This window comes from Streptomyces sp. H51 (assembly GCF_035656535.1).
GTDB lineage: Bacteria > Actinomycetota > Actinomycetes > Streptomycetales > Streptomycetaceae > Streptomyces.
In genome coordinates, this window is the sequence record NZ_JAYMHD010000080.1 from 90,818 (window position 1) to 114,627 (window position 23,810).

The 23,810-nt window shown below is 73.6% G+C and carries 22 protein-coding genes and 1 riboswitch; of the genes, 10 read left to right on the forward strand and 12 right to left on the reverse strand.

The genetic code is table 11. From position 1 onward, the window contains the following. The first annotated feature begins 24 nt into the window (after positions 1-24). The gene (locus VKA29_RS31740) at positions 25-2,070 is read left to right on the forward strand and encodes a bifunctional glycosyltransferase 87/phosphatase PAP2 family protein (RefSeq protein ID WP_324789463.1); all 2,046 of its coding nucleotides are present in this window, start codon (positions 25-27) and stop codon (positions 2,068-2,070) included. Positions 2,071-2,199: 129 nt separating this feature from the next. Here VKA29_RS31740 and VKA29_RS31745 read toward each other — a convergent pair whose 3' ends face one another. Further along, positions 2,200-3,435, reverse strand: coding sequence for a cytochrome P450 (locus tag VKA29_RS31745; RefSeq protein ID WP_324789464.1), 1,236 nt, complete (start codon positions 3,433-3,435; stop codon positions 2,200-2,202). A gap of 271 nt (positions 3,436-3,706) precedes the next feature. Here VKA29_RS31745 and VKA29_RS31750 point away from each other — a divergent pair, with 271 nt between their 5' ends. Next, positions 3,707-4,876 (forward strand): steroid 3-ketoacyl-CoA thiolase, encoded by a 1,170-nt coding sequence (locus tag VKA29_RS31750; protein ID WP_324789465.1) that lies wholly within the window; start codon positions 3,707-3,709, stop codon positions 4,874-4,876. A 42-nt stretch (positions 4,877-4,918) separates the two neighbouring features. Beyond that, entirely contained in the window at positions 4,919-5,158 is a 240-nt protein-coding gene (locus VKA29_RS31755; RefSeq protein WP_324789466.1) for a hypothetical protein, read from the forward strand. Between the two features lie 85 nt (positions 5,159-5,243). Here VKA29_RS31755 and VKA29_RS31760 read toward each other — a convergent pair whose 3' ends face one another. The 6 genes from VKA29_RS31760 to VKA29_RS31785 all read right to left on the reverse strand — a co-directional run bounded on the left by VKA29_RS31760 (position 5,244) and on the right by VKA29_RS31785 (position 12,231). Then, positions 5,244-6,065 (reverse strand): ECF transporter S component, encoded by an 822-nt coding sequence (locus VKA29_RS31760; RefSeq protein ID WP_324789467.1) that lies wholly within the window; start codon positions 6,063-6,065, stop codon positions 5,244-5,246. Beyond that, complete coding sequence (locus VKA29_RS31765; protein ID WP_324789468.1) at positions 6,062-7,765, reverse strand: ABC transporter ATP-binding protein; 1,704 nt, start codon at positions 7,763-7,765, stop codon at positions 6,062-6,064. Before VKA29_RS31765 ends, VKA29_RS31760 begins: the two co-directional genes overlap by 4 nt. A gap of 13 nt (positions 7,766-7,778) precedes the next feature. Further along, positions 7,779-8,915, reverse strand: coding sequence for an energy-coupling factor transporter transmembrane component T (locus tag VKA29_RS31770; protein WP_324789469.1), 1,137 nt, complete (start codon positions 8,913-8,915; stop codon positions 7,779-7,781). Next, positions 8,905-9,591, reverse strand: coding sequence for an SCO2322 family protein (locus VKA29_RS31775; RefSeq protein ID WP_324789470.1), 687 nt, complete (start codon positions 9,589-9,591; stop codon positions 8,905-8,907). The genes VKA29_RS31770 and VKA29_RS31775 overlap by 11 nt, the downstream gene beginning before the upstream one ends. Then, the gene (locus VKA29_RS31780; protein ID WP_324789471.1) at positions 9,588-10,823 is read right to left on the reverse strand and encodes a prenyltransferase/squalene oxidase repeat-containing protein; all 1,236 of its coding nucleotides are present in this window, start codon (positions 10,821-10,823) and stop codon (positions 9,588-9,590) included. Before VKA29_RS31780 ends, VKA29_RS31775 begins: the two co-directional genes overlap by 4 nt. 128 nt (positions 10,824-10,951) lie before the next feature. Then, a riboswitch (cobalamin riboswitch) is annotated at positions 10,952-11,025 on the reverse strand. A gap of 120 nt (positions 11,026-11,145) precedes the next feature. Then, positions 11,146-12,231 (reverse strand): MBL fold metallo-hydrolase, encoded by a 1,086-nt coding sequence (locus tag VKA29_RS31785; protein ID WP_324789472.1) that lies wholly within the window; start codon positions 12,229-12,231, stop codon positions 11,146-11,148. A 133-nt stretch (positions 12,232-12,364) separates the two neighbouring features. Here VKA29_RS31785 and VKA29_RS31790 point away from each other — a divergent pair, with 133 nt between their 5' ends. The 3 genes from VKA29_RS31790 to VKA29_RS31800 all read left to right on the forward strand — a co-directional run bounded on the left by VKA29_RS31790 (position 12,365) and on the right by VKA29_RS31800 (position 14,714). Then, the gene (locus VKA29_RS31790; protein ID WP_324789473.1) at positions 12,365-13,822 is read left to right on the forward strand and encodes an aldehyde dehydrogenase; all 1,458 of its coding nucleotides are present in this window, start codon (positions 12,365-12,367) and stop codon (positions 13,820-13,822) included. Positions 13,823-13,828: 6 nt separating this feature from the next. Further along, the gene (locus VKA29_RS31795) at positions 13,829-14,068 is read left to right on the forward strand and encodes a ferredoxin (protein ID WP_324789474.1); all 240 of its coding nucleotides are present in this window, start codon (positions 13,829-13,831) and stop codon (positions 14,066-14,068) included. Between the two features lie 199 nt (positions 14,069-14,267). Then, positions 14,268-14,714, forward strand: a complete 447-nt coding sequence (locus VKA29_RS31800) for a hypothetical protein (RefSeq protein ID WP_324789475.1) — start codon at positions 14,268-14,270, stop codon at positions 14,712-14,714. On the opposite strand, the gene VKA29_RS31805 is transcribed toward VKA29_RS31800, so the two are convergent. Then, positions 14,698-15,378: a TetR family transcriptional regulator gene (locus VKA29_RS31805; RefSeq protein ID WP_324789476.1), complete on the reverse strand. Its 681-nt coding sequence runs from the start codon at positions 15,376-15,378 to the stop codon at positions 14,698-14,700. The two genes, VKA29_RS31800 and VKA29_RS31805, sit on opposite strands and share 17 nt — an antisense overlap. Positions 15,379-15,588: 210 nt before the next feature. Here VKA29_RS31805 and VKA29_RS31810 point away from each other — a divergent pair, with 210 nt between their 5' ends. Genes VKA29_RS31810 through VKA29_RS31820 form a run of 3 tightly spaced genes read left to right on the forward strand, consistent with a single transcriptional unit; the run spans position 15,589 to position 18,988 of the window. Beyond that, on the forward strand, positions 15,589-17,193 hold the full coding sequence (locus VKA29_RS31810; protein ID WP_324789477.1) for a glycosyltransferase family 4 protein: 1,605 nt from the start codon (positions 15,589-15,591) through the stop codon (positions 17,191-17,193). After that, positions 17,187-17,921, forward strand: coding sequence for a class I SAM-dependent methyltransferase (locus VKA29_RS31815; RefSeq protein ID WP_324789478.1), 735 nt, complete (start codon positions 17,187-17,189; stop codon positions 17,919-17,921). The genes VKA29_RS31810 and VKA29_RS31815 overlap by 7 nt, the downstream gene beginning before the upstream one ends. Beyond that, positions 17,918-18,988, forward strand: coding sequence for a prenyltransferase/squalene oxidase repeat-containing protein (locus tag VKA29_RS31820; protein WP_324789479.1), 1,071 nt, complete (start codon positions 17,918-17,920; stop codon positions 18,986-18,988). The genes VKA29_RS31815 and VKA29_RS31820 overlap by 4 nt, the downstream gene beginning before the upstream one ends. A 55-nt stretch (positions 18,989-19,043) precedes the next feature. Here VKA29_RS31820 and VKA29_RS31825 read toward each other — a convergent pair whose 3' ends face one another. Next, the gene (locus VKA29_RS31825; RefSeq protein WP_324789480.1) at positions 19,044-19,337 is read right to left on the reverse strand and encodes a hypothetical protein; all 294 of its coding nucleotides are present in this window, start codon (positions 19,335-19,337) and stop codon (positions 19,044-19,046) included. 358 nt (positions 19,338-19,695) lie between these two features. Between VKA29_RS31825 and VKA29_RS31830 the strand changes: the two genes are divergently transcribed. Beyond that, the gene (locus VKA29_RS31830) at positions 19,696-20,745 is read left to right on the forward strand and encodes a hypothetical protein (protein WP_324789481.1); all 1,050 of its coding nucleotides are present in this window, start codon (positions 19,696-19,698) and stop codon (positions 20,743-20,745) included. A 58-nt stretch (positions 20,746-20,803) separates the two neighbouring features. Here the strand turns inward: VKA29_RS31830 and VKA29_RS31835 are convergent, their stop codons facing one another. The 3 genes from VKA29_RS31835 to VKA29_RS31845 all read right to left on the reverse strand — a co-directional run bounded on the left by VKA29_RS31835 (position 20,804) and on the right by VKA29_RS31845 (position 23,798). After that, the gene (locus VKA29_RS31835; RefSeq protein ID WP_324789482.1) at positions 20,804-21,814 is read right to left on the reverse strand and encodes an LLM class F420-dependent oxidoreductase; all 1,011 of its coding nucleotides are present in this window, start codon (positions 21,812-21,814) and stop codon (positions 20,804-20,806) included. Between the two features lie 104 nt (positions 21,815-21,918). Beyond that, entirely contained in the window at positions 21,919-22,662 is a 744-nt protein-coding gene (locus VKA29_RS31840; RefSeq protein WP_324789483.1) for a DUF5336 domain-containing protein, read from the reverse strand. A 116-nt stretch (positions 22,663-22,778) separates the two neighbouring features. After that, complete coding sequence (locus VKA29_RS31845; protein WP_324789484.1) at positions 22,779-23,798, reverse strand: N-acetylmuramoyl-L-alanine amidase; 1,020 nt, start codon at positions 23,796-23,798, stop codon at positions 22,779-22,781. Positions 23,799-23,810 lie beyond the last annotated feature (12 nt).

The window sequence follows — 23,810 nt, forward strand, 5'->3', positions numbered from 1 at the left end:
GACGGGGCGGGAGGCCGACCAGGCGTGGCGAACGTGGAGCACAGCGGGCGACCGGCGGAACCCTTCGGGGCGACGGCCGTCGGCGGGGCCGGAGGAGGTCTGCGCGCGACGCGGCTGGGCCTGTGGCTGATCGCGACGGTCCTCGCGGTACGGCAGGTGGCCGTGGTCCTCGGCACCCCCCGGGGCGACCGGCTGACGGACCTGGAGACCTGGGTCGGCCCCGACGGCGTCCTGCACGTGAAGGGGTCGCTGTACGACTCCACCCGTTTCACCGGCACACCCTTCGGCGGCCTCGTCATGAAGCCGCTCACCCGGGCGGCCGAACAGGCCCTCGGCTGGGGCTGGACCTTCGGCACGCTGCTGCTGGTCGTCGCGCTCGGCCTGGTCACCGCCCGCGCGCTGCCGCCGCCGGTGAGCAGACGCACCTCCCTGCTCGCCGCGCCCGTCGCGATCAGCCTGCTGATGCTGTCGCTGCCGGTGCGCAACACGCTCTGGCTGGGCCAGACCAGCATCATCCCGGTGCTGCTGGTGCTGCTGGGCTGCTTCGTCGTACGCGGCCGGTACACCGGCGGCCTGCTCATCGGCTTCGCCGCCGCCCTGCAGCCGACGGTCCTGCTCTTCGCGCCGCTGCTGTGGTTCACCGGCCGCCGCCGCGCCGCCCTGACCACCGGCGCCGCCTTCGCCGCCTGCACCGCGCTCGCCTGGGCGGCGATGCCGCACGACTCGTACACCTACTGGGTGCACCACATGGCGGGCACCGGCCTCGGCGGGGCGGCCGACGACCTCGCCAACCAGTCCCTGCACGGCGCCCTGCTCCGGCTCGGCCTCGCCGGGCCCCTGGAGATCGCCCTGTTCCTCGTGCTCGGCGCCGCCGTCGCCTTCCTCGGGCTGCGCCGCGCCGTGCGCTACGCCCGCGAGGGGCAGCTGCTGCTCGCCGTCGCGATCACCGGCTGCGCGGCCATCGCCGTGTCGCCGACCACCTGGCAGCACCAGCTGCTGTGGGTGCTGCTCGCCGTCGTCGGCCGGGTCGGCAAACGGGCCTCCGACCGGTACGTGTGGCCGGTCGCCGTCGTCCTGGTGATGACGCTGCCCGCGAGGATGATGCTGCCGAACATGGCGGCCCTGTACGTCCTGCGTGACAACGTCGTGCTGCTCGCCGCCCTCGCCGCGGCGACCGTCGTGCCGTTCCTGTCCCGCACCTCGCCGCACTACCGGTCGCCGATCCCCACCGAGTACGCCGATCCGGTACCGGCCCGCTTCCGCCACGTGCCGCTCCTCCCGGCCCTGCGCCGGGTGCTGACCCGCCCGAACCTGCTCCTCGAACTGCTCCTCATCCGCGTCACCTACGCCGCCTACCAGCAGGTCCGCCTCGCGGCCACCGGCGGCACCATCTCGGGCGGGCGCACGCGGGCCGAGGCGCACGGCCACCAGATCCTCGGCCTCGAGCGCGCCCTGCACATCGACATCGAGCACTGGGCCAACCACGCGGTCGTCAAGGTCGGCTGGCTGCGCGACTTCTTCGACTTCTACTACGAGTCGTTCCACTTCGTCGTCCCGCTGAGCGTCCTCGCCGTGCTGTACTGGCGCCGCCCCGTCGACTACCGCTGGGCCCGGGCCTCCCTCGGCTTCGCCACGCTGCTCGCGCTGGTCGGCTTCTGGCTCTACCCGCTGGCGCCGCCGCGGCTGCTGCCCGGCCACGGCATCATCGACACCGTGCACGGCGTGCAGGACTTCTCCAAGCCCGACTACGGCACGCTGACCGCCCTCACCAACCAGTACGCGGCGATGCCGTCGCTGCACTTCGGCTGGTCGCTGTGGTGCGGACTGGCCATCGCGGTCATCGCTCCCCGGTGGTGGATGAAGGCCCTCGGCCTGCTGCACCCGCTGTTCACCGTCTCGGCGATCGTGGCGACCGGCAACCACTGGGTGCTGGACGCGGTCGGCGGCGCGGCGGTCGTGGGCGCGGGCTTCGGGCTGGCGTACCTGCTGCAGGGGCCGCGTGCCGCCCAGGCCGCGGCCCCGGCGGCCGAAGCGGCTCGTGTGCCGCGCAAGGAACCCGCACCCGGCTGACGGCGCCGTCCCCTCCGCCCCGCGGCTGAGCCGGCGGGGGAGGCAGGGGCGGGGCGTCGGGGTGAGGTGTGCTCCTGCCTCCCTCGCGGACGGGCCGGCGGCGCCGGGATGCCGCCGGCCCGAGACGGGTCAGCCCGCTTCGACGCGGAGTTCCTTCACGCCGTTGATCCAGGAGGAGCGCAGCCGGCGCGGCTCACCGGCCAGGGTGAGGGTCGGCAGGGCGTCGGCGATCGCGTCGAAGATGAGGCCGATCTCCAGGACGGCCAGGGACTTGCCGAGGCAGTAGTGCGGGCCGCCCCCGCCGAAGCCGAGGTGCGGGTTGGGATCGCGGGTGATGTCGAAGCTGCCGGGGTCGTCGAATGCGTCGGGGTCGTGGTTGGCGGAGGCGTAGAAGAGGCCCACCCGGTCGCCCTTCCGGATCAGCTTGCCGCCGAGTTCGGTGTCCTGGGTGGCGGTGCGCTGGAAGGCGTTGACGGGGGTCGCCCACCGGACGATCTCCTCCTCCGCCGTCGCCGGGCGCTCGCGCTTGTACAGCTCCCACTGGTCCGGGTGGGTGAGGAAGGCGTGCATGCCGTGGGTGATGGCGTTGCGGGTGGTCTCGTTTCCGGCCACCGCCAGCATCAGTACGAAGAAGCCGAACTCGTCGGAGCTGAGGCTGCCCTCGTCCTCGGCCGCCACCAGCGTCGTCACGATGTCCTTCGCCGGGCACTGCTTGCGGTCGGCGGCCATGTTCATGGCGTAGGCGATGAGTTCGGTGGCCGACTCGGCGCCGACCTCTTCGGTGATGGCGTACTCGGGGTCGTCGTAGGCGATCATCTTGTTGGACCAGTCGAAGATCTTGGCCCGGTCGTCCTGCGGGATGCCGATGAGCTCGGCGATCGCCTGCAGGGGCAGCTCGCAGGCGACCTCGGTGACGAAGTCGAACGGGCCCGGGTGGGCCACGGCGGCGCGTGCGATGGCGTCGGCGCGGGCGTGCAGCCGGTCCCGCAGCGCGCGGATGGCGCGCGGGGTGAACACGCGCTGCACGATCTGGCGCACCCTGGTGTGTTCCGGGGGGTCCATGTTCAGCAGAATGAGCCGTTGGGCGTCGATCGCGTCGCGCTCGATGTGCTCGTTGAAGCGGATGATCGCCGTGTTGAGGGTGGAGGAGAACAACTCCGGGTGAGTGGAGACGTACTTGACGTCGGAATGCCGGGTGACGGCCCAGTAGCCCTCGTCCCGGAAGCCGGCCACGTTGCCCGGCTGGGGGATCCAGCGCACCGGTTCGGCCCGGCGCAGCTCCGCGAACTCCGGCAGGGGCACGCGCTGGTGCAGCACATCGGGGTCGGTGAAGTCGAACCCGTCGGGAAGCGCTGGACAGGGCATCGGCAACTCACTCCAGCCATCTGACGGTCCATCAGGAATGGCGCTGAAGGTAATAACGGGTTCTACAACTGGCAAGGGGTGCGACGCCGTCAATTGCGTGCGGGATCCGTGCAGATCTGCAGATCAAGACATCTGGCGCTGCATGACCCTTGCGAGGGTGCGTGGGGCGTCAGCACACTGCCATTAGAACTAGAACACGTACTAGTTCTGCGTGGCGGGTGGGCCGGGACGCCCCCCTCGCGCGGGTACCGGAGGAGAGGATCAACCCCCCATGGCCGCGGAACCCGTGATCGTCGAAGCCGTACGCACCCCCATCGGCAAGCGCGGTGGCGCGCTCGCCAACCTGCACCCCGCCTACCTCCTGGGCGAGACCTACCGTGAACTCCTCGGCCGCACCGGCATACCCGCCGACTGCGTCGAGCAGATCGTCGGCGGCACCGTCACGCACGCCGGCGAGCAGTCCATGAACCCCGCGCGCACGGCGTGGCTGGCCATGGGGCTGCCCTACGAGACCGCGGCGACGACGGTCGACTGCCAGTGCGGGTCCTCGCAGCAGGCGGCGCACATGGTGGCCAACATGGTCGCCACGGGCGTGATCGACGTCGGCATCTCGTGCGGCGTCGAGGCGATGTCCCGGGTGCCGCTGGGGTCGGGCTCGAAGCACGGGCCGGGCAAGCCGTTCCCCGACGAGTGGAACGTGGACCTGCCGAACCAGTTCGAGGCGGCGGAGCGGATCGCCCGCCGCCGCGGCCTGACGCGGGAGAACGTCGACTCGCTCGGCCTGGTCTCCCAGGAGCGGGCCGCCGTGGCCTGGTCCGAGGAGCGGTTCAAGCGGGAGACGTTCGCCGTCCAGGTCCCGACCACCGAGGAGGAGCAGCAGGCCGGTCAGGGCATGTGGCGCCTCGTCGACCGCGACGAGGGGCTGCGCGACACCTCGATGGAGGCGCTGGCGCGCCTGAAGCCGGTGATGCCCACGGCCGTCCACACGGCCGGCAACTCGTCGCAGATCAGCGACGGCGCGGCGGCCGTCATGTGGGCCTCGAAACGGATGGCCCGGGCGCTGAAGCTGAGGCCGCGGGCGCGGATCGTGGCCCAAGCCCTCGTGGGCGCCGACCCGCACTTCCACCTCGACGGTCCCGTCGACGCGACGCGCGCGGTGCTCGGCAAGGCGGGCATGTCGTTGAAGGACATCGACGTCGTCGAGATCAACGAGGCCTTCGCCTCCGTGGTGTTGAGCTGGGCCCAGGTCTTCGGGCAGGACCTGGAGAAGGTGAACGTGAACGGCGGCGCGATCGCGCTCGGGCATCCCGTCGGCGCCACCGGGGCCCGCCTGATCACCACCGCCCTCCACGAACTGGAGCGCACCGACAAGGAGTTCGCGCTGGTGACGATGTGCGCCGGCGGTGGCCTGGCCACCGGGACGATCCTCCAGCGGCTGTGAAAACGACTTGGCAGGGTTGACGCGGACTGATCAACTTGGCCGGTGCTGATCAACGTGATCCTCCGCGCCCTGCCCTTCTACATCCGCGAACCGGTCATGGTCGCCGTCTGCCTCGGCTTCGCCGGCCTGGCCCTCTACTGGTTCGTCATGGTGGGCGGCCTGGCCAGGGGCGGCTTCGGACTGCTGTTCCTGGCGATCGCCGTCCTGCGCGCCCACTTGTTCCGCAAGGAGTGGAGATCCCGCAGAGCGGCGAAGGAAGGCGGTGCCGCGCGGCAGGCGTAGCCCGTACCGGTGGCTCCGGTCCCGGGCCACCACCGTCCGGGTCCCCGGCCGGCGGGGGACCCGGCAGGCCCCGCCTGATCCGCGCTCACCGCTTCTCGGGGGCCTCGAAGGTGACCGCGGTCTCGAACGCGGCCCGGCGGGTGGCCCTGCGCAGTGCCCTGAGCACGGCCGGGCCCAGCGTGAGCGTCAGCACCACGGTGACCACGGCCCGGCCCAAGTCCCAGCCCAGGGACGTGGCCGCGCAGTAGGCGACGAAACGGGCCAGGTTGGCGGGGACGGCCGCGTGCGGATCGAAGGCGATGCCCGAGGCGAGCGCGCCCATGAAGGGCCAGCCGGCCAGGTTCATGATCGTGCCGTAGGCGAACGCGGCGAGGAAGCCGTAGACGGCGAGGAGGCCGGTCTCGCCGCGGCCGCGCAGCCGGTCCGGGCCCGGCAGCAGGCCCGCGCCCATGGTGAACCAGCCCATCGCCAGCATCTGGAACGGCATCCACGGGCCCACCCCGCCGGTGAGCAGCGCCGACGCGAACATGGTGAGCGAGCCGAGGGTGAAGCCGAACCCGGGACCCAGCACCCGGCCGCTGAGCACCATCAGGAAGAACATCGGCTCGATGCCGGCGGTTCCGGCGCCGATCGGACGCAGGGCGGCGCCGGCCGCCGCGAGCACCCCGAGCATGGCGACGGCCTTCGGGCCGAGCCCGGACTCGGCGATCGTCGCGGCGACGACGGCGACCAGCAGCACCAGCAGACCGGCGAAGAGCCAGGGGGCGTCCTGTGCGTGGGCGCTGAGCTGCGAGGCGGGCGGGGCGAGGAAGGGCCAGCCGAAACCGGCCACGCCCACGGCGCTGACCAGGGTGAGGGCGGCGACGGAGCGGGGGCCGAGGCGGACCGCTCCGGCTTGCGCGGTCATCCCAGTGCCTCCCGGACCTGGGCGACCGTCAGCCACTCCTGCGGGGCGAGGATCTTGGTGACCTGCGGGGCGAAGGAGGGCGAGGAGACGACGACCTCCGCGGTCGGGCCGTCCGCGATCACCTCCCCCTCGGCGAGCAGCACCACTCGGTGCGCGAGCTCGGCGGCGAGTTCGACGTCGTGCGTGGCGAGGACGATCGCGTGGCCCTCGGCGGCGAGGGAACGGAGCAGGGTCACCAGACGGGCCTTGGCCGCGTAGTCCAGGCCCCGGGTCGGTTCGTCGAGCAGGAGCAGGGGCGGGCGCGCGGCCAGCACGACGGCGAGCGCGAGCGTGAGGCGCTGGCCCTCCGAGAGGTCGCGTGGGTGGGTGTCGTCGGGTATGCCGGGGAGCAGCTCGGAGACCAGGGCGCGGCAGGTGCCCGGGTCGGCGTGGGCGTCGCGGTCGGCGGCGGCGCACTCGGCCCCGACCGTGTCGGCGTACAGCAGGTCGCGGGGTTCCTGCGGGACCAGGCCGACACGGCGCACCAGGTCGGCGGGGGGTGTGCGGTGCGGGGTCGCGCCGCCGGTCAGGACCGAGCCGGCGGTCGGGGCGACGAGGCCGACCAGGGTGCCGAGGAGGGTGGACTTGCCCGCGCCGTTGCGGCCCATGAGGGCGACGGTCTCGCCGGGGGCGACGGTGAGGTCGATCCGGCGGAGGGCGTCCACCCGGTCCCGGCGGACGGACAGGGAGCGGACCTCGGCGACGGTGGGCGCGGCGACCGCGGGGGCGCGGTGCCCGCGGAAGACCGGCCGCCACCGGCCGGCGGGGGCCGGGCGAGGGGGCGGCACGCTCGCCGCCGCCTGCACGCTCGCCGCCGCCTGCGGGGCGGCCCCGGGCCGTGCCCGTCGTGACAGCCGCTCCCGGAGGTCGCCGGCCCGGCGCCGCGCGTCCCGCACCGTCAGCGGCAGCGGGGACCAGCCGGCCAGGCGCCCCAGGTCCACCACCGGCGGACACACCGGCGACACGGCCATCATCCCGGCCGGGTCGCCGAGGACCGGGGGCGCCCCGGGGGCGGGCAGGAGGACGACCTGGTCGGCGTACTGGATGACGCGTTCCAGGCGGTGTTCCGCCAACAGGACCGTCGTGCCGAGGTCGTGCACGAGGCGCTGCAGGACCGCGAGGACCTCTTCCGCCGCCGCCGGGTCGAGGGCCGAGGTCGGTTCGTCGAGGACGAGGACGCTGGGGTGCGGGGTGAGGACCGAGCCGATGGCGACGCGCTGCTGCTGGCCGCCGGAGAGGGTGGCGATCGGACGGTCGCGGAGACCGGCCAGGCCGAGCAGGTCGAGGGTCTCCTCCACGCGGCGCCGCATCACGGCGGGCGGCAGGCCCAACGACTCCATCCCGTAGGCGAGTTCGTCCTCCACGGTGTCGGTGACGAAGTGCGAGAGCGGATCCTGCCCCACCGTCCCCACCACGTCCGCGAGTTCGCGCGGCTTGTGGGTGCGGGTGTCGCGGCCCGCGACCGTGACACGGCCGCGCAGCGTGCCGCCCGTGAAGTGCGGCACCAGGCCGCTGACCGTGCCCAGGACCGTGGACTTGCCGACCCCCGACGGGCCGACCAGCAGCACCAGTTCGCCCTCCGGGACCTCGAGGTCCACGCCCCGGACGGTGGGTTCGGCCGCACCGTCGTACGTCACGGAGACGTCCTCGAAGCGGATCACGACGGCTCCTCGGTCACGACGACTCCTTGATCACGACGGCTCCTCGGGAGCGACGGCTGCCTGGGGGTGACGGCTCCCTGGGGAGCGACGGCTCCCTGGGGGCGAGGAAGGACGGCAGCAGGCCGAGCAGTACGGCCGCCGCGGGCCACAGCGGCAGGGCGGGGGCGACGAGCGGCACGACGCCGGGGTGCAGCGCCTCCGGGTCGCCGGCGGCGGCGAGGGCGAGCAGCGCGGCGACCGCGGCGCCGGACCCCGCGACCAGCCAGGCCCGGACGTCCCACCGGTCCGGGCGGTACCGCGTGCGCGGGCTGCGGCGCCCGCCCAGCCGCAGTCCGGCCAGGGCCGCGGCCACCCCGGCGAGCAGCAGCGGCAGCCCGTAGGCGCCACCCGCGGCGGTGAGCAGCCCGTACGTTCCCGCGCAGACGCCGAGCAGACCGCCGAGGGTGAGGGCGGCGGTGGTGCGGCGTACGGCGGGAGCGACCTCGGCGGTGCGGCCGTAGCCGCGGGCGTCCATCGCGGCGGCCAGCGCGACGGACCGCTCCAACGCGCCCTCCAGCACCGGCAGTCCGACGTGCAGCAGGCCGCGGACGCCGCTGTCGGGACGGCCGCGCAGCCGACGTGCGGCGCGCAGCCGCTGGACGTCGGCGATGAGGTGCGGCGCGAAGGTCAGGGCGACGACCACCGCGACGCCCGTCTCGTACAGCGCGCCCGGGAGGGACTTCAGTAGACGGGACGGATTGGCGAGGGCGTTGGCGGCGCCCACGCAGATCAGGAGCGTGGCCAGCTTCAGGCCGTCGTAGCAGGCGAAGACGAGCGACTCGGCGGTGACCTCGCCGCCCAGACGGACGCCCTGCGCCCAGTGCGGCAGGGGGACTTCCGGGAGGGCGACGATCACGTGCGTGCCGGGGATCGGGGAGCCGAGGGCGACGGCGAAGAACAGGCGGACGACGAGGACGGCGAGCGCCAGCTTGACGAACGCGGAGTAGGAGCGCGCCCAGGGGGCCCCGGTGCGGCAGACGGCGACGACGTAGGCGGACGTCGCGACGAGCAGGGCGAGCAGCAGGGGGTTGGTGGTGCGGGTGGCCGCGGTGCCCAGACCGAGCGACCACAGCCACCAGGCGCCCGGGTGCAGCGGGGGCCTACCCGCCATGCCCGCGTCGCCGGGTCTGCCACACCGCCGCCGCGCCCAGCAGCGCGACCGCTCCCACACCGGCGAACAGCCCCACCGACGGACCGCCGCCGCCCGTCCCGTCCGCCTTGTTCGTGTTGTTCCTGTTGTTCCTGTTGTTCGTGTTGTTCGTCTCCGTCCCGCCCGCCGGCTTCTCCGCGTCGGCGACCTGCTCCCCGCACCCCTTGTGCGGATACCCGGCGATCGCGCACAGCAGGGCGTTGGTGTCGTAGCGCAGCGGCTTCGCCACCGAGGCCAGGACGTCCGCCGTGCTGGCGCCGGCCGGCACCCGCGCGCAGGCGGTACGGCCGGCCGGCGGCGTCTCACCCGAGGGCGCGTCGGCCGCCGTGCCGAAGTCGATGACGAGGCCCACCCGCTTCTCCCCCTCCCGCGCCGGAGTCCGCGCGCAGATCGTCGAGAAGGACGCGGTCCCGCGCGGTTTCGCCGCGTCGCTGGAGTCCGCGCTCAGCGAGAAGCGGAAGCCCTGGACGTCGCCGTCGGAGGGGCGGGCGGTGCCGGGGCCCTGGGTGGCGTAGGTCCACCGGCCGGCTTCCGACTCCCAGAAGGACCAGTAGCGGTAGCCGGTGGCCCGGGCCTGGCCGGTGGCGGCCAGGGCCAGCAGCACGGTGGTCAGCAGGACGGCGAGGCGGCGTGTCACGGCCGGCGCCTCTTGTTGCGGCGGCTGGGCAGCAAGCCGACGACGATGCCGGCGACGAGGCACCCGCCGACGGTCCACCAGACGCCGGAGCCGGAGTCGTCCTTCTCGCCGGCCTCGGCGGAGTGGGCCTTGGCGGAGGCGGAGGCGGGGGCCGGGACGGACGCCGGCCTGGGGCCGGTGGCGTTCAGCAGCCCGACCAGGTCCTGGCCGCCGAAGTCGCGTACGTCGGCGCGCGCCGCGTTCGCGGCGAGGATCAGCTCCGCGTAGGCGGCCGGTCCGTTGGTCCGGGCCCACTGCGCGGAGTTCGCCTCCAGCCAGCGCACGGCACCGGCCGCCCGGTCGCCCTGGCCGGCGGTGGCGAGGGCGAGGACGGCGTCGGCGGTGTTGCCGTAGTCGGGCTGGGGCTGGGCGCCCGGCATGGCCGAGGTCAGGTGCCGGTCCTTGGCCAGGGCCTTGATCAGGTACGCGGCGCCGTTGCGCGCGGCCTGCCCGGCATCGCTCGCGTCGGCGCAGACCGGGGAGGCGTCCGCCGGCTTCCCGGCGGCCCCGGTCAGACCCTTGCCGAGCGCGCCCACCACGGCCGCGGCCGTCGCGTCCGCGTTGGCGGCGAGCCCGCCCTTCTTGTCCGGCTGGTAGGCGAAGGCGCCCGCGTCCTTCGCGTCGCACGGGAGGGCGAGCTTCAGCAGGGCGTCGTAGGGGGACTTGCCGCCCTTGGTCACCCGAGCGGGCTGCTCGCCCACGGCGGCGAGGGCGCCGATGACGACGGCCGTCGAGTTGGCGTCGCTCGCCCCGCCCGGCGCGTAGCCCCAGCCGCCGTCCTTGTTCTGCACGGACTTCAGCCAGCTGACGGCCTTGCCGGTGGCGGCGTCGTGGCCGCCGAGGGCGGCGAGGGCCTGGACGGCGGCGGCCGTGCTGTTGGTGTCGACCACGACCTTGACGTCGCAGGCCTTGGCTCCGTCCGCGCGGAACGGCGCGAAGGCCCCGTTCGCGCACTGCTGGCCGACCAGCCAGTCCACTGCCTTCGCTGCCGGGCGCACGCCCGCGGTGTCCTGCGCGAGCAGCGCCAGCGACTGGCGCCAGACGCCGTCGTACTTCGGGTCGGAGGTGCCGTACAGGCCGTCGGGTATCGCCGCCGACGGGGACGGTGACGAGGTGGCGGCGACGGCGGGCGCGGCCGCGCCCATCACGGCGGTGGCTGCCAGGGCCGCGGCGGTGCGGCGGACGACGTTCATGCTCGGCGGGTGCCTTCCCCTACGGGAGCGGGCAGCACGGGACACCCCGGGCGGCTCGGCTCCGTATGCCTCGACGGTGCCGTGCGCCGGCGGACCGCCGACGCACCTGAGCCGGTCACGACCGTACGGGGCAGTCCGGCTGACCGCCCTCGGCGGACGGTTCACGGTTGCGGGTCAGCGCCGGAATTGCACCGGCTTCCCCCCGTACGGGTGTGATGACGACCTGGCTACTGTACCGGCCCGTAGGAACGCCCTGAGCGGCGGCCGTCAGTGGCACCCGTCACCCCGGCCCGGTCGTTCCGCGGGCTCCACGGGCGCCCGTTCACACGTGCCCCACGGCCACGTACGCCACCGGGTCGCTGCCCGCCACCGCCTCCGCCCGGCCCAGCTTCACCAGCCGTCGCAGGTGGGCCTCGGCCTCGGAGACCGCGATGTTCCTCGATCCGTACGGTATCCGCGCCCAGGGCCGGTTCCACTCCATGCGCTCGGCGAGCTGCCAGGGCGTGAGCGGCTCGGCCAGGAGAGCGTGCAGACCGGCGAGCCGTTCCTCGTGGTGCGCCAGCAACTCCCGTACGCGGGCGGAGGCGTCGGTGAAGGCGTGCTGGTGGGCGGGGAGCACCTCGGCGGGGGCGAGCCGGCCGACGCGTTCGAGGGAGTCGAGGTAGTCGCCGAGGGGATCGGCGGCATCCCCCACGCTCGGCTTCGCGCGCGCGGGGGCACCCCCGTCGTCGTCGGGGTCCTCGTACAGGCCGATGTGCGGGGTGATCTCGGGCAGCAGGTGGTCGCCGGAGAACAGGCGGCCGTGACCCGGGTGCCGGGCCTGGTGCCGGGCCGGATGCTCCTCCTCCAGGTGCAGGCAGACGTGTCCGGGCGTGTGGCCGGGCGTCCAGATCGCGCGCAGGCGGCGGCCGGGCAGGTCGAGGAGTTCGCCGGGGACGATCTCGCGGTCCGGCAGGGCGGGGGAGAAGCCCGGCAGGGTGGTGCGGGGGACGGCGGCGCGCAGGGGCGCGACGTGGTCCTCGGGGGCGCCGGCGGCGGTGAGTCTGGCCGCCATGTAGGCGAACCAGCGGCCCGGCCGGGTGTCGCGGGTGCGCCGCACGACGGCGGTGTCCGCGGCGTGCATGGCGATCCACGCGCCGGACGCCTCCCGCACCCGGCCGGACAGGCCGTGGTGGTCGGGATGGTGGTGGGTGATCACCACCCCGTGGATCTCGCCCACGGCCGTGCCGCACGCCGTCAGCCCCTCGGCGAGGGTGTCCCAGGAGCCGGGATCGTCCCAGCCGGTGTCGATCAGCACCGGGCCGCGGTCGGTGTCGACGACGTACACCAGCGTGTGCCCGAGGGGATTGTCCGGGATGGGGACCTCGACGGACCGTACGCCGCCGCCGTGGTCGTGCACCTGCGCCATGGGCCGCCCCGTCCTGATCGCTCGTCGCACTGACCCCGCTGCGAAGCCATTGCTCACTATAACTAGAACTGGTATCAGTTCCTGAAAGAGCGTCAGAAACGGTACCGCCCGACCCCGTAGGAGGCAGTCGGTCATGACCGGGCTCGTGGAACACGGACAGCTGTTCATCGGCGGGGAGTTGACCGATCCCCTGGGCGAGGGCGTCATCGAGGTGATCTCGCCGCACACGGAGGAGGTTCTCGGACGGGTGCCGCACGCCTCGGCGGCGGACGTGGACCGGGCGGTCGCGGTGGCGCGGACGGCGTTCGACGAGGGCCCGTGGCCTCGGATGCCCCTCGACGAGCGGATCGCGGTGGTCACCCGCATCAAGGACGGGATCGCGGCACGGCACGAGGAGATCGCCCGCGTGATCTCGTCCGAGAACGGCTCGCCGTACTCCTGGAGCGTCCTCGCGCAGGCGCTCGGCGCGATGATGGTGTGGGACGCGGCGATCACGGTCGCCCGGAACTTCCGGTACGAGGAGACACGCGACGGCGTACTGGGGAAGATCCTCGTGCGCCGCGAGCCGGTCGGGGTGGTCGCGGCCGTGGTGCCGTGGAACGTCCCGCAGTTCGTGGCCGCCGCCAAGCTCGCGCCCGCGCTGCTCACCGGCTGCACGGTGCTGCTCAAGCCGTCGCCCGAGTCGCCGCTGGACGCCTACCTCCTCGCCGACATCACCCGCGAGGCGGGGCTGCCGGAGGGCGTGCTGTCGATCCTGCCGGCCGACCGCGAGGTCAGCGAGTACCTGGTCGGCCACCCGGGCGTCGACAAGGTGTCCTTCACCGGCTCCGTCGCGGCCGGCCGGCGCGTGATGGAGGTGGCCTCGCGCAACCTGACCCGGGTGACCCTGGAACTGGGCGGCAAGTCGGCGGCGGTCGTGCTGCCGGACGCGGACCTGGAGACGTCCGTCGCGGGCATCGTCCCGGCGGCCTGGATGAACAACGGCCAGGCATGCGTGGCCCAGACCCGCATCCTCGTACCGCGGGCCCGCTACGGCGAGTTCGCCGACGCCTTCGCCGCCGCGGCGAGCGCGCTCGTGGTCGGCGACCCGCTGGACCCGGCGACCCAGGTCGGCCCCCTGGTGGCCCGGCGCCAGCAGCAGCGCAACCTGGACTACATCCGCATCGGCCAGGAGGAGGGCGCCAAGATCCTCGCCGGCGGCGGCCGCCCGGCGGGCCTGGACCGCGGCTGGTACGTCGAGCCGACGCTCTTCGGCGACGTCGACAACTCCATGCGGATCGCCCGCGAGGAGATCTTCGGCCCGGTCATCTGCCTGCTGCCCTACACCGACGAGGCCGAGGCCCTGAAGATCGCGAACGACTCGGACTACGGGCTGAGCGGCAGCGTCTGGACGGCGGACGTGGCCCACGGCATCGAGGTCGCGCGGCAGGTCCGTACCGGCACGTACTCCGTCAACACCTTCAGCCTGGACATGCTCGGCCCGTTCGGCGGCTACAAGAACTCCGGTCTGGGGCGGGAGTTCGGGCCCGAGGGCTACGGCGAGTACCTCGAACACAAGATGATCCACCTGCCGGCCGGCTGGGAGGCGTGAGGGGGCATGGGCGACCGCTGGCACGTCGAGGTCGACCGTTCCCTGTGCATCGGCTCCGCCCAGTGCGTCCACCACGCCCCTGACGGCTTCCGCCTCGACGCGGGCCGCCGGTCCCACCCCGTCGAGCCGGACACCGACGCCGACGAGCGGGTGCTGGCGGCGGCGGAGAACTGCCCGGTGGAGGCGATCGTGATCACCCTGCTGGGCAGCGGGAACGGGGAGCCGGTGTTCCCTCCGGAGGAGTAGGGGCGCGGGGCCTCTCCGTGCGACACTCCGCCTCGTCTGTCAGTGATCCATGGGGGCGGAGGAGCGAATGCGGCGAGTGGGGGCCGTTGGGGCCGCGGTTCTGGCGGCCGTGGCACTGGCGGGATGCGGGGGCGGCCCGGCCGGGCGGGCGGCGGCGGGCGGTGAGTCCGGGGCCGCCGCGGACGGCCGCGGAGGCGGCGTGGCCGCCGCGGACGACAGGACGCCGACCGCACGCGCCGTGCGGGCGGACATCCGGGCCGCCGCCGTGGCCGGGGGGTTCGGACGGCTGGAGTTCCTCGACGTGCGGCGCGAGCTCGACCGCTGGGGGCCGTGCCAGGTGTTCGGCCAGATCCTGACCTCCGCCCGGCCGGCCCGGGCCGCCGCCGCGTGGGCCGTCGCCGTGCTGGAGGACCGTGGCTGGAAGGCGAACGGGCCCATCGAGGACGAAGCCGGAGTCGGCTGGGTCCTGCAGCGGAAGGGCTGGTCGCTCTCGGCCGTGTTCGGCGTGGCCTCCGCCGAGACCGTCGCCGCCGGACTGCCGCCCGGACAGCGCGACCGGGCCAAGGACTTCAAAGGCGTGATCTTCGAGGGAACCGGCAGGGGCTGCACAGGGTCCCGGGACGGCGCGGCTAGTCCGTCTCCCTGACCTCCGTCAGGTCGATCAGGCGGCACACCGTCTCGATGTCGATCTTCACCTGGGCGATGGAGGCGCGGCCCGAGAGCCAGGTGATCAGGGCCGAGTGCCAGGTGTGTTCGATGACGCGGACCGCGGAGAGCTGCTCGGGGGTGGGGCTGTCCAGGCCCATCGCGTCCAGGATGATCACCGTCGTCCGGCGGGAGACCTGGTCGACCTCCGGCGAGACGCTGCGGTCGGCGAAGGTGAGCGCGCGGACCATCGCGTCGGCCAGGTGCGGTTCGCGCTGCAGCGCCCGGAAGGCCCGCATCAGGGTCTCCGCCACCCGCTCCGCCGCCGTCTCGCCCTGCGGCGGCTTCTTGCGCAGCGTGCCGTGCATGTGCTCCAACTGGTCCTGCATCGTGGCGACCAGCAGGTGCACCTTGGACGGGAAGTAGCGGTACAGGGTGCCCAGCGCAACCTGCGAGGACTCGGCGACCTCCCGCATCTGCACCGCGTCGAAACCGCCCCGGCTGGCCAACTGGGCGCTCGCGTGCAGGATGCGGCGGCGCCGCGCCTCCTGGCGCTCGGTGAGCGGCGCCGCCGCCGGCCGCGCGGAGGCCGACCGCGCGGAGACCGGCCGCGCGGCAGTGGATTCCGCCTTGGACCCCTTGGACACCTTGGCTTCCGCGGACATGGGCACCGTTCCGTGACATTCGGTGAGGGCAGGTGATCGGACCGAGCATGACAGGGCGTCGGCCGTGGCGCGAATCACCTGATCCACTGGTCACAGCACCCCTACCTGCCGGTAGATTCAGAGCCTCCTGGACGATCAAGTCTGAAACTTGTTCTAGATTAGCGTCCCGGCGTAATCTCGCGGGACAGTGCAGCCAGAAGGGGGCCCAGAGTGACCGCTGAGGCCAGTCAGGCGGGCCCTCTCGGGGACCGTGCCGCAGACGGCGAGCGACCGCTCGACATCGCGCTCCTCACCTACAAAGGGAACCCGTTCTGTGGCGGCCAGGGCGTCTACGTACGGCACCTGTCGCGCGAACTGGCCCGCCTCGGCCACCGGGTCGAGGTCATCGGCGCGCAACCGTACCCCGTTCTGGACGAGGCCGGGGACCACGACGGCCGGCTCACCCTGACCGAACTGCCGAGCCTCGACCTCTACCGTCAGCCGGACCCCTTCCGCACCCCGAAGCGCGACGAGTACCGCGACTGGATCGACGCGCTGGAGGTCGCCACCATGTGGACCGGCGGCTTCCCCGAGCCGCTGACCTTCTCCCTGCGCGCCCGCCGCCATCTGCGCGCCCGTCGCGGCGAGTTCGATGTCGTGCACGACAACCAGACCCTCGGGTACGGCCTGTTGGGGGACGTCGGCGCGCCCCTGGTCACCACCATCCACCACCCCATCACCGTCGACCGGCAGTTGGAGCTGGACGCGGCCGAGGGATGGCAGCGCAGGTACTCCGTGCGCCGCTGGTACGCCTTCACCCGCATGCAGAAGCGCGTCGCGCGCCGGCTGCCGTCCGTGCTCACCGTCTCCGGCACCTCGCGCCAGGAGATCGTCGACCACCTCGGCGTGCGCGACGACCGCATCCACGTCGTCCACATCGGCGCCGACACCGACCTGTTCTCGCCCGACCCGTCGGTGCCCGTGGTGCCGGGCCGGATCGTGACGACGTCCAGTGCCGACGTGCCGCTCAAGGGCCTGGTCCACCTGGTCGAGGCGCTCGCCAAGGTGCGCACCGAGCACCCGGCGGCCCACCTCGTCGTCGTCGGCAAGCGGCCCGCGGAGGGGCCGGTCGCGCAGGCGGTCGAGCGCTACGGCCTCGAAGGCGCCGTCGAGTTCGTCAAGGGCATCTCGGACGCCGAACTGGTCGACCTGGTGCGTTCCGCCGAGGTGGCGTGCGTGCCGTCGTTGTACGAGGGGTTCTCGCTGCCGGCGGCCGAGGCCATGGCCACCGGCACGCCGCTGGTCGCGACGACCGGCGGGGCGATCCCGGAGGTGGCCGGCCGGGACGGCGAGACGTGCCTGGCCGTGCCGCCCGGCGACTCCGGGGCGCTGGCCGCGGGACTGGGCCGGCTGCTCGGCGACCCGGAGCTGCGGGTGCGGCTGGGCCGCGCCGGACGCGAGCGGGTGCTGCGGCGCTTCACGTGGGCCCGGGCCGCCGAGGGCACGGTGGCCCGGTACCGCGAGGCGATCGCCCGCTCCGCGACCCCCGCCACCGCCGCCCTCCGCACCGGCCCCGCTGCCGCCCCCGGCCGCGCCGCGGCCGCGACGGCGAGCGGCCGAGCGGGTGCCGTGAACGCCGCCGCCGCGGACGCCGTCGCGGGCGCGGGCGCCGAGGCGCAAGCCGATACGGACGCCCGGGCGAAGACGGAAACCGCCGCCCCGGCGAAGACGGAGACAACCGCCCCGGCGACAGCGGTTACGGCCGCCGCCCAGCCGGAGGCCGCCGCACCCATGACCGACGTCGATACCAACCGCGAAAGCAGGGCCACGTGCTGACCGTCGACTTCTCCCGGTTCCCGCTCGCCCCGGGCGACCGCGTCCTGGACCTCGGCTGCGGCGCCGGCCGGCACGCGTTCGAGTGCTACCGGCGCGGCGCGCAGGTCGTGGCGCTCGACCAGAACGGCGAGGAGATCCGCGAGGTCGCGAAGTGGTTCGCGGCGATGAAGGAGGCGGGCGAGGCCCCGGAGGGCGCCACCGCGACCGCCATGGAGGGCGACGCCCTGGCGCTGCCCTTCCCCGACGAGTCCTTCGACGTCGTGATCATCTCCGAGGTGATGGAGCACATCCCGGACGACAAGGGCGTGCTCGCCGAGATGGTGCGGGTGCTCAGGCCCGGCGGCCGGATCGCCATCACCGTGCCGCGCTACGGCCCCGAGAAGGTCTGCTGGACGCTGTCGGACGCCTACCACGAGGTCGAGGGCGGCCACATCCGCATCTACAAGGCCGACGAGCTCCTCGCGAAGATCCGCGAGGCCGGCCTGAAGCCGTACGGCACGCACCACGCGCACGCGCTGCACTCGCCGTACTGGTGGCTGAAGTGCGCCTTCGGCGTCGACAACGACAAGGTGCTGCCGGTGCGGGCGTACCACAAGCTGCTGGTCTGGGACATCATGAAGAAGCCGCTGGCCACCCGGGTCGCCGAGCAGGCGCTGAACCCGCTGATCGGCAAGAGCTTCGTGGCCTACGCGACCAAGCCCCACCTGCCCCGGGTGGACGCCAAGTGACCACACCCCGGACGGAACACCTCGTCCTGCCCGGGGTCCTCACCGCCGAGCAGGCCGCCGCGACCGTCCGCGGCATCCTCGCCCAGCAGCGGGAGGACGGGGCGATCCCGTGGTTCAGGGGCCACCACCTCGACCCGTGGGACCACACCGAGGCCGCGATGGCGCTGGACGCGGCGGGCGAGCACGAGGCCGCCGAGCGGGCCTACGAGTGGCTCGCCCGGCACCAGAACGAGGACGGCTCCTGGTACGCGGCCTACGCGGACGGCGACTTCGCCGACGTCACCGACCGCGGCCGGGAGACGAACTTCGTCGCCTACGTCGCGGTCGGCGTGTGGCACCACTACCTGTCGACCGGCGACGACACCTTCCTGGACCGCATGTGGCCGCACGTGTACGCGGCGGTCGAGTACGTGCTGCGGCTGCAGCAGCCCGGCGGGCAGATCGGCTGGAAGCGCGAGGACGACGGCACGGCCGTCACGGACGCCCTGCTGACCGGCTGCTCCTCCGTCCACCACGCCCTGCGCTGCGCCCTGGCCATCGCCGAGCAGCGGGAAGAGCCGCAGCCCGACTGGGAGTTGGCGGCCGGCGCACTGCGGCACGCGATCCGGCGCCACCCGGAGCGGTTCCTCGACAAGGACCGCTACTCGATGGACTGGTACTACCCGGTGCTGGGCGGCGCGTTGACCGGCGCGGAGGCCAAGTCCCGTATCGAGGAGGGCTGGGACCGTTTCGTGGTCCCCGGCCTCGGGGTGCGCTGCGTCGTGCCCAACCCCTGGGTGACCGGCGGCGAGTCGGCCGAACTCGCCCTGACCCTGTGGGCGATGGGCGAGTCCGACCGGGCGCTGGAGGTGCTCAAGGCGATCCAGCACCTGAGGGACGCGGACAGCGGCCTGTACTGGACGGGGTACGTCTTCGAGGACGAGGCGATCTGGCCGCAGGAGCTGACCACCTGGACCGCGGGTTCACTGCTGCTCGCGGTCGCCGCCCTCGGCGGTCACGAGGCGACCTGCACGGTCTTCGGCGGCGACCGCCTGCCGGCCGGCCTGGACCCCGACTGCTGCGACTGAGCCCGCCGCCGCCCGGCCCCCGGTGCCGCCGGGCGGGGTCGGCGCGCGGGCCCGGTCAGTGCCGCTGGGCGCGGTTGGCGATGGCGTGGCCCACGAACAGGTAGACGACCGCGGCCAGGCCGTAGCCGGCCACCACCCGTGCCCACGCCGCGTCGAACGTGAACAGGTCGTACGACCAGCCCGCCAGCCAGCGGGCGGCGTCGTGCACGAACTGCACGAAGTCGTTCGCCCGGTTGGCGTCCAGCAGGTACATCAGGATCCACAGGCCCAGGATGCCGGCCATGACGTCGGCGACGATCGCGATGACCGTACCGGCCGAGTTCGTACCGTTGCGATATCGAGGGGACATACACCCCGGATTGCCGCCGGAGCGCGGACGAAACCCGGACCGGTGGAGCGCGTTCCGCCCCCGCTCCCCTTCCGCGTGTCCCTGCCGACCGGTGGTCATTTCGCCTTCGATCAGGCCGAGTTGGCCGTTCCTGTGCCGTGCGTTCGACGCCGGATCCGTCACGGCCGACGAACCACGGCTCACCGTACGCCGGAGAGCCAGAGGCCGATTACCGCACCACCTGTGGGCCGCGTTGCGGCTGGCGGTGACCGGGCCGCTGTCCCTGCTGCTGCCGGTCTACGCCCCCGGCCCTATGAGGACATCACCACGGTCGAGGCCAGGACGGCCTTCCGAGTCCGGCTTCTTCAGAGACCCGGAGGTGCGGCGGCTGCTGCTGCGGCACGGCATCCGGGTGGACATCCACGAGCTGGGCTCCCGCGGCATCGCCACCACCTCCCTGAAGGGCATGGACGCCGTCTTCCCCTCCGGGCAGCCCGCGGCGAAACTCGTCCGCGACCGGCAGCAGCGCACGTCGGTGAAGTCGTCCTGCCGCGTCGCCTCCGCGGCGGTGCGCGAGCGGCCCGGACAGCCGGTCGCGATCGTGCTGATGACCGACGGCGAGAGCAACTCCGGCACCGGCTACGGCGAGTTCCTGCGGCGCCACCGCCGGCTCGGCGCCGCCGCGGCGGCGGTGTGGGACGCGTGGGGCCGGCAGTGGCTGGTCCGGTGGCTGCTGACGGCCGCGGCCTGGGCCTGGCTGTGCGGGTACGGCGCGCCGAACCTCGTGCGCTGGTCCAGGTCCCGGCAGGGCGGGGACCGGGGCCGGGTCCGCGGCATGTGCTTCTGCCTGCACCGCAAGCGCGTGATGGACATCTTCGAGAGCGGCGGCTTCACGGAGGCGCTGAGGCAGGAGGTCGCCGACCGCACCAACGTCTCCGCCGGCACCGGGGACCGGGCCCCGGCCAAGGGCAAGGTCTCCAGGGAACGCGTCACCACCTACGTCAGGGAGGAGACCCCGATCAAGGTGATCCGGCTGCTCATGGACACCATGCGCAAGGAGGACCGGCTGGTCGACGCCGACCTCACCACGGGCGTGCTGCAGCCCAACCGCGCGGTCGCCGCGAGACTGCGCGAGCGGCGCCGTGAGGACATCGCGCTGAGCGACGTGATGTCGGAGTTCGGGTGGGTGACCGCCCGCTTCACCGCGAGCCGGCCCGAGGGCGGCGACATCGTGCTGCGCGCCGGCCACGGCGACGGCCGGCCCGCGCACATCCGGGTGACCTGCGCGGTGCGGGACGTGCGCGAGCAGTTCCGGGACGAGGAGTACTCCGACGGCATCGAGTTCCAGGCCCGCTGCCTGGGCAAGGTGCGCAGCTGGAACCGGCAGGCCCGCGAGCTGACCCTGGACGCGGTCGCGGTCTTCCGCTGAGCGGCCAGGGGGTGTCCGGCGAACGCCCGCGACGCCGCGGGCGTTCGCCGGACACCCCCTAGGAGTTGAGTTCGGCCAGCACCCGCAGGGTCCGCCGGTCCGGGACCAGCGCCAGCAGGTCCGTCACCGGTCCCGCGCGCCACGACCGGAGCCGCTCGGCGATCCGTTCCGGCGGTCCGACCAGGGAGACCTCGTCGGCGAAGGCGTCCGGCACGGCGCGGACGGCCTCCTCGCGCCTGCCGTCCAGGAACAGCCGCTGGATCCGGCGCGCCTGCTCCTCGTACCCCATGCGGGCCATCAGGTCGGCGTGGAAGTTGCGGGCGGCGTGGCCCATGCCGCCGATGTAGAAGCCGAGCATGGCCTTGACCGGGGCGAGGCCCTCCGCCACGTCGTCGCAGACCCGGACCTGGACCAGCGGGGCGACGAGGAATCCGGGACGCACGTCCCCGACGGCGGGCCCGTACGCCTCCGGCCGGGTCGGCGACCAGTACAGCGGCAGCCAGCCGTCGGCGATCCGCAGCGTCTGCGCGACGTTCTTCGGGCCCTCCGCGCCCAGCAGCACGGGCAGACCGGGCCGCAGGGGGTGGGTGATGGGTTTCAGCGGCTTCCCGAGCCCGGTGCCGTCCTCTCCCCGGTAGGGGTGGGAGTGGAACCGGCCGTCGAGCGCGACCGGCGCGGCCCGCCGCAGCACCTGCCGTACGACGTCGACGTACTCCCGGGTCGCCGTCAGCGGCGACCTCGGGAACGGCCTGCCGTACCAGCCCTCCACCACCTGCGGCCCGGACAGTCCGAGGCCGAGCATCATGCGGCCGCCGGAGAGGTGGTCGAGGGTGAGCGCGTGCATGGCGGTGGTGGTCGGCGGACGCGCGGCCATCTGGGCAACGGCCGTCCCCAGCTTGATCGTCGACGTGTGCGCGGCGATCCAGGTCAGCGGGGTGAAGGCGTCCGACCCCCACGACTCGGCGGTCCACACGGAGTCGTAGCCGAGCCGCTCGGCCTCCTGGGCCAGCGGCACGTGGTCGGCGCGGGGGCCGCGTCCCCAGTAGCCGAGCGCGAGACCGAGCCGCATGGCGCCACCTTTCTGACGAGGCGTCAGCCACCGTCCGGGCTGCGACTGTACGACAACGGCCCCCCGCCCGGAAGGGCGAGGGGCCGCGCGACGGCCCGCGGCGGTCAGCCGCGCTGGATGCCGGAGGTGTCCTGCAGCACGCCGCGACGGCCGTCCTGCGTCTGCGCGACCAGGTTCGGTCCGCGCTGCTCGACCGCCAGGTACCAGGTGCCCGGCGCGAGTTCGGCGATCGGCGTGGGCGAGCCGTCCTCGGCGAACAGCGGCCGCGCCACCGGCACGGCGAACCAGAACGGCGCGAAGTCGGCGGCCGGCGGCGGGGTCTGCTGCGGCTGACCGCCCACCGGCTGCCCCTGCTGCGGCTGACCGCCGTACGGCTGCGCCGGGGCGCCGGCTCCGGCGCCGGGGTAGCCGTAACCGCCCTGCGGCTGACCGCCGTAGGGCTGCGGCGCGGCGGGCCCGGGAGCGGGGACGAGCGCGGCCTGCAGCGCCGGGACCAGCGGGGTGGCGATCGCCGCGCCGGCCAGGACGAGAGCGGCGATGAAGCCGAGGACGAGGCCCGCGCCGGCGCTGACGCCGTCCGGCACGTCCACCAGGGTCCAGAACAGCGTCCACGCGGTGAGGACCGCGAACGCCGCGCCCGCCGCACCCAGGTCGAGGCCCGCGACCTTGCGCGGCTGCGGCAGGCTGCGGTTGACGACGATCAGAGCGGCACCGATGACTCCGCCCATGTAGAGGCCGAAACCGGTACCGAGGCTGTCCCACGCGTTCTGGTTCCAGTTGAACCCGTCGGCGGAATAGAACTTCAGGAACGACGCGATGAACAGCAATACCGCTGCTCCGATCACCACGCCGTCGCCTCGAGTGAGGGAGCGGATATTCACTTCAGGTCCTTCTCAGGTCGTCTCGTCGTCGGTAGACACTATCGTCCGCCGGGCACGTGTGTTCGCCGGGTCGCGCTGCCGGTTCACGAAGCGCGCAGAAAACTCACGATTCCCTCGGAGATCCCCTGCGCGGCCTTCTGTCGCCAGGCTCCGCTCGTCAGCAGTGCCGCGTCCTTGCTATCGCGCATGTTCCCGCATTCGATGAACACCTTGGGAACCGTTGAGAGATTGAGACCGCCCAGGTCCTGACGCGTGACGAGACCGGTGCCGTCGCCGACGTAATTGGACGGCGCGCTGCCGGTGGCGCGGACGAAATTGCCCGCCACGCGCTCGCCGAGATCGGCGGAGGAATCGACGATCGGACGGGTGTCGGCGGCGCCCGCGTGCACCGCGCCCGGCAGGATGACGTGGAAGCCGCGGTCGCCTGCCGCGGCGCCGTCCGCGTGGATGGAGATCGCGGCGTCGGCGTGGGCGGCGTTGCCGATGCGGGCACGCTCGTCGACGCACGGACCCCAGGGACGGTCGCCGTCCTGCGTGAACTTCACCGTCACGCCCTGCTTCTGCAGGATCGTCCGCAGCCGCCGGGAGACGTCCAGCGTGAAACGGGCCTCGGAGTAACCCGCGTTGGTGGACGTGCCGGTGGTGTCGCACTCCTTGGAGTTCGTGCCGATGTTCACCTTCCGGCCGATGTCGGCGGTGTGCTGGAAATTGCCCGGGTTGTGCCCCGGGTCGATGACGACGACCTTGCCCTTGAGGGGGCCGGAGGCGGCGGGCGCGGACCGGCCGGAGGACGGCGCGGGCGACGCCGGACGCTCGTCGTCGCCCGTCGCGGACCCCGAGGACCCCGAGGACCCCGTGGAGCCCGAGGACCCCGAGGACGAGGACGCCGTGGGGGCGGCCGGGCCGCCGGACGACGCCGAACCGGACGCGGACGTGGCGACGGACGCCCGGTCCCGGCCGCCGTCGTCCCCGGAGGCGCCGACCGCCTGGTACGCCAGCCACCCGAGCAGCGCGCCCGGCACCAGCGCGGCGAGGGCGACGGTCAGCGGACGGCGGGAGCGGCGGGGCTGGGGCGGATCGAAGTCCGGGCCTACGTACGACACGTCTGCGACTCT

Coding starts and splice junctions, on each gene's coding strand:
- VKA29_RS31745 (WP_324789464.1), bottom strand. CDS start 3,435: ATGCCCTGTCCAGCGCTTCCCGACGGGTTCGACTTCACCGACCCCGAT.
- VKA29_RS31750 (WP_324789465.1), top strand. CDS start 3,707: ATGGCCGCGGAACCCGTGATCGTCGAAGCCGTACGCACCCCCATCGGC.
- VKA29_RS31760 (WP_324789467.1), bottom strand. CDS start 6,065: ATGACCGCGCAAGCCGGAGCGGTCCGCCTCGGCCCCCGCTCCGTCGCC.
- VKA29_RS31770 (WP_324789469.1), bottom strand. CDS start 8,915: ATGGCGGGTAGGCCCCCGCTGCACCCGGGCGCCTGGTGGCTGTGGTCG.
- VKA29_RS31780 (WP_324789471.1), bottom strand. CDS start 10,823: ATGAACGTCGTCCGCCGCACCGCCGCGGCCCTGGCAGCCACCGCCGTG.
- VKA29_RS31785 (WP_324789472.1), bottom strand. CDS start 12,231: ATGGCGCAGGTGCACGACCACGGCGGCGGCGTACGGTCCGTCGAGGTC.
- VKA29_RS31790 (WP_324789473.1), top strand. CDS start 12,365: ATGACCGGGCTCGTGGAACACGGACAGCTGTTCATCGGCGGGGAGTTG.
- VKA29_RS31795 (WP_324789474.1), top strand. CDS start 13,829: ATGGGCGACCGCTGGCACGTCGAGGTCGACCGTTCCCTGTGCATCGGC.
- VKA29_RS31805 (WP_324789476.1), bottom strand. CDS start 15,378: ATGTCCGCGGAAGCCAAGGTGTCCAAGGGGTCCAAGGCGGAATCCACT.
- VKA29_RS31825 (WP_324789480.1), bottom strand. CDS start 19,337: ATGTCCCCTCGATATCGCAACGGTACGAACTCGGCCGGTACGGTCATC.
- VKA29_RS31835 (WP_324789482.1), bottom strand. CDS start 21,814: ATGCGGCTCGGTCTCGCGCTCGGCTACTGGGGACGCGGCCCCCGCGCC.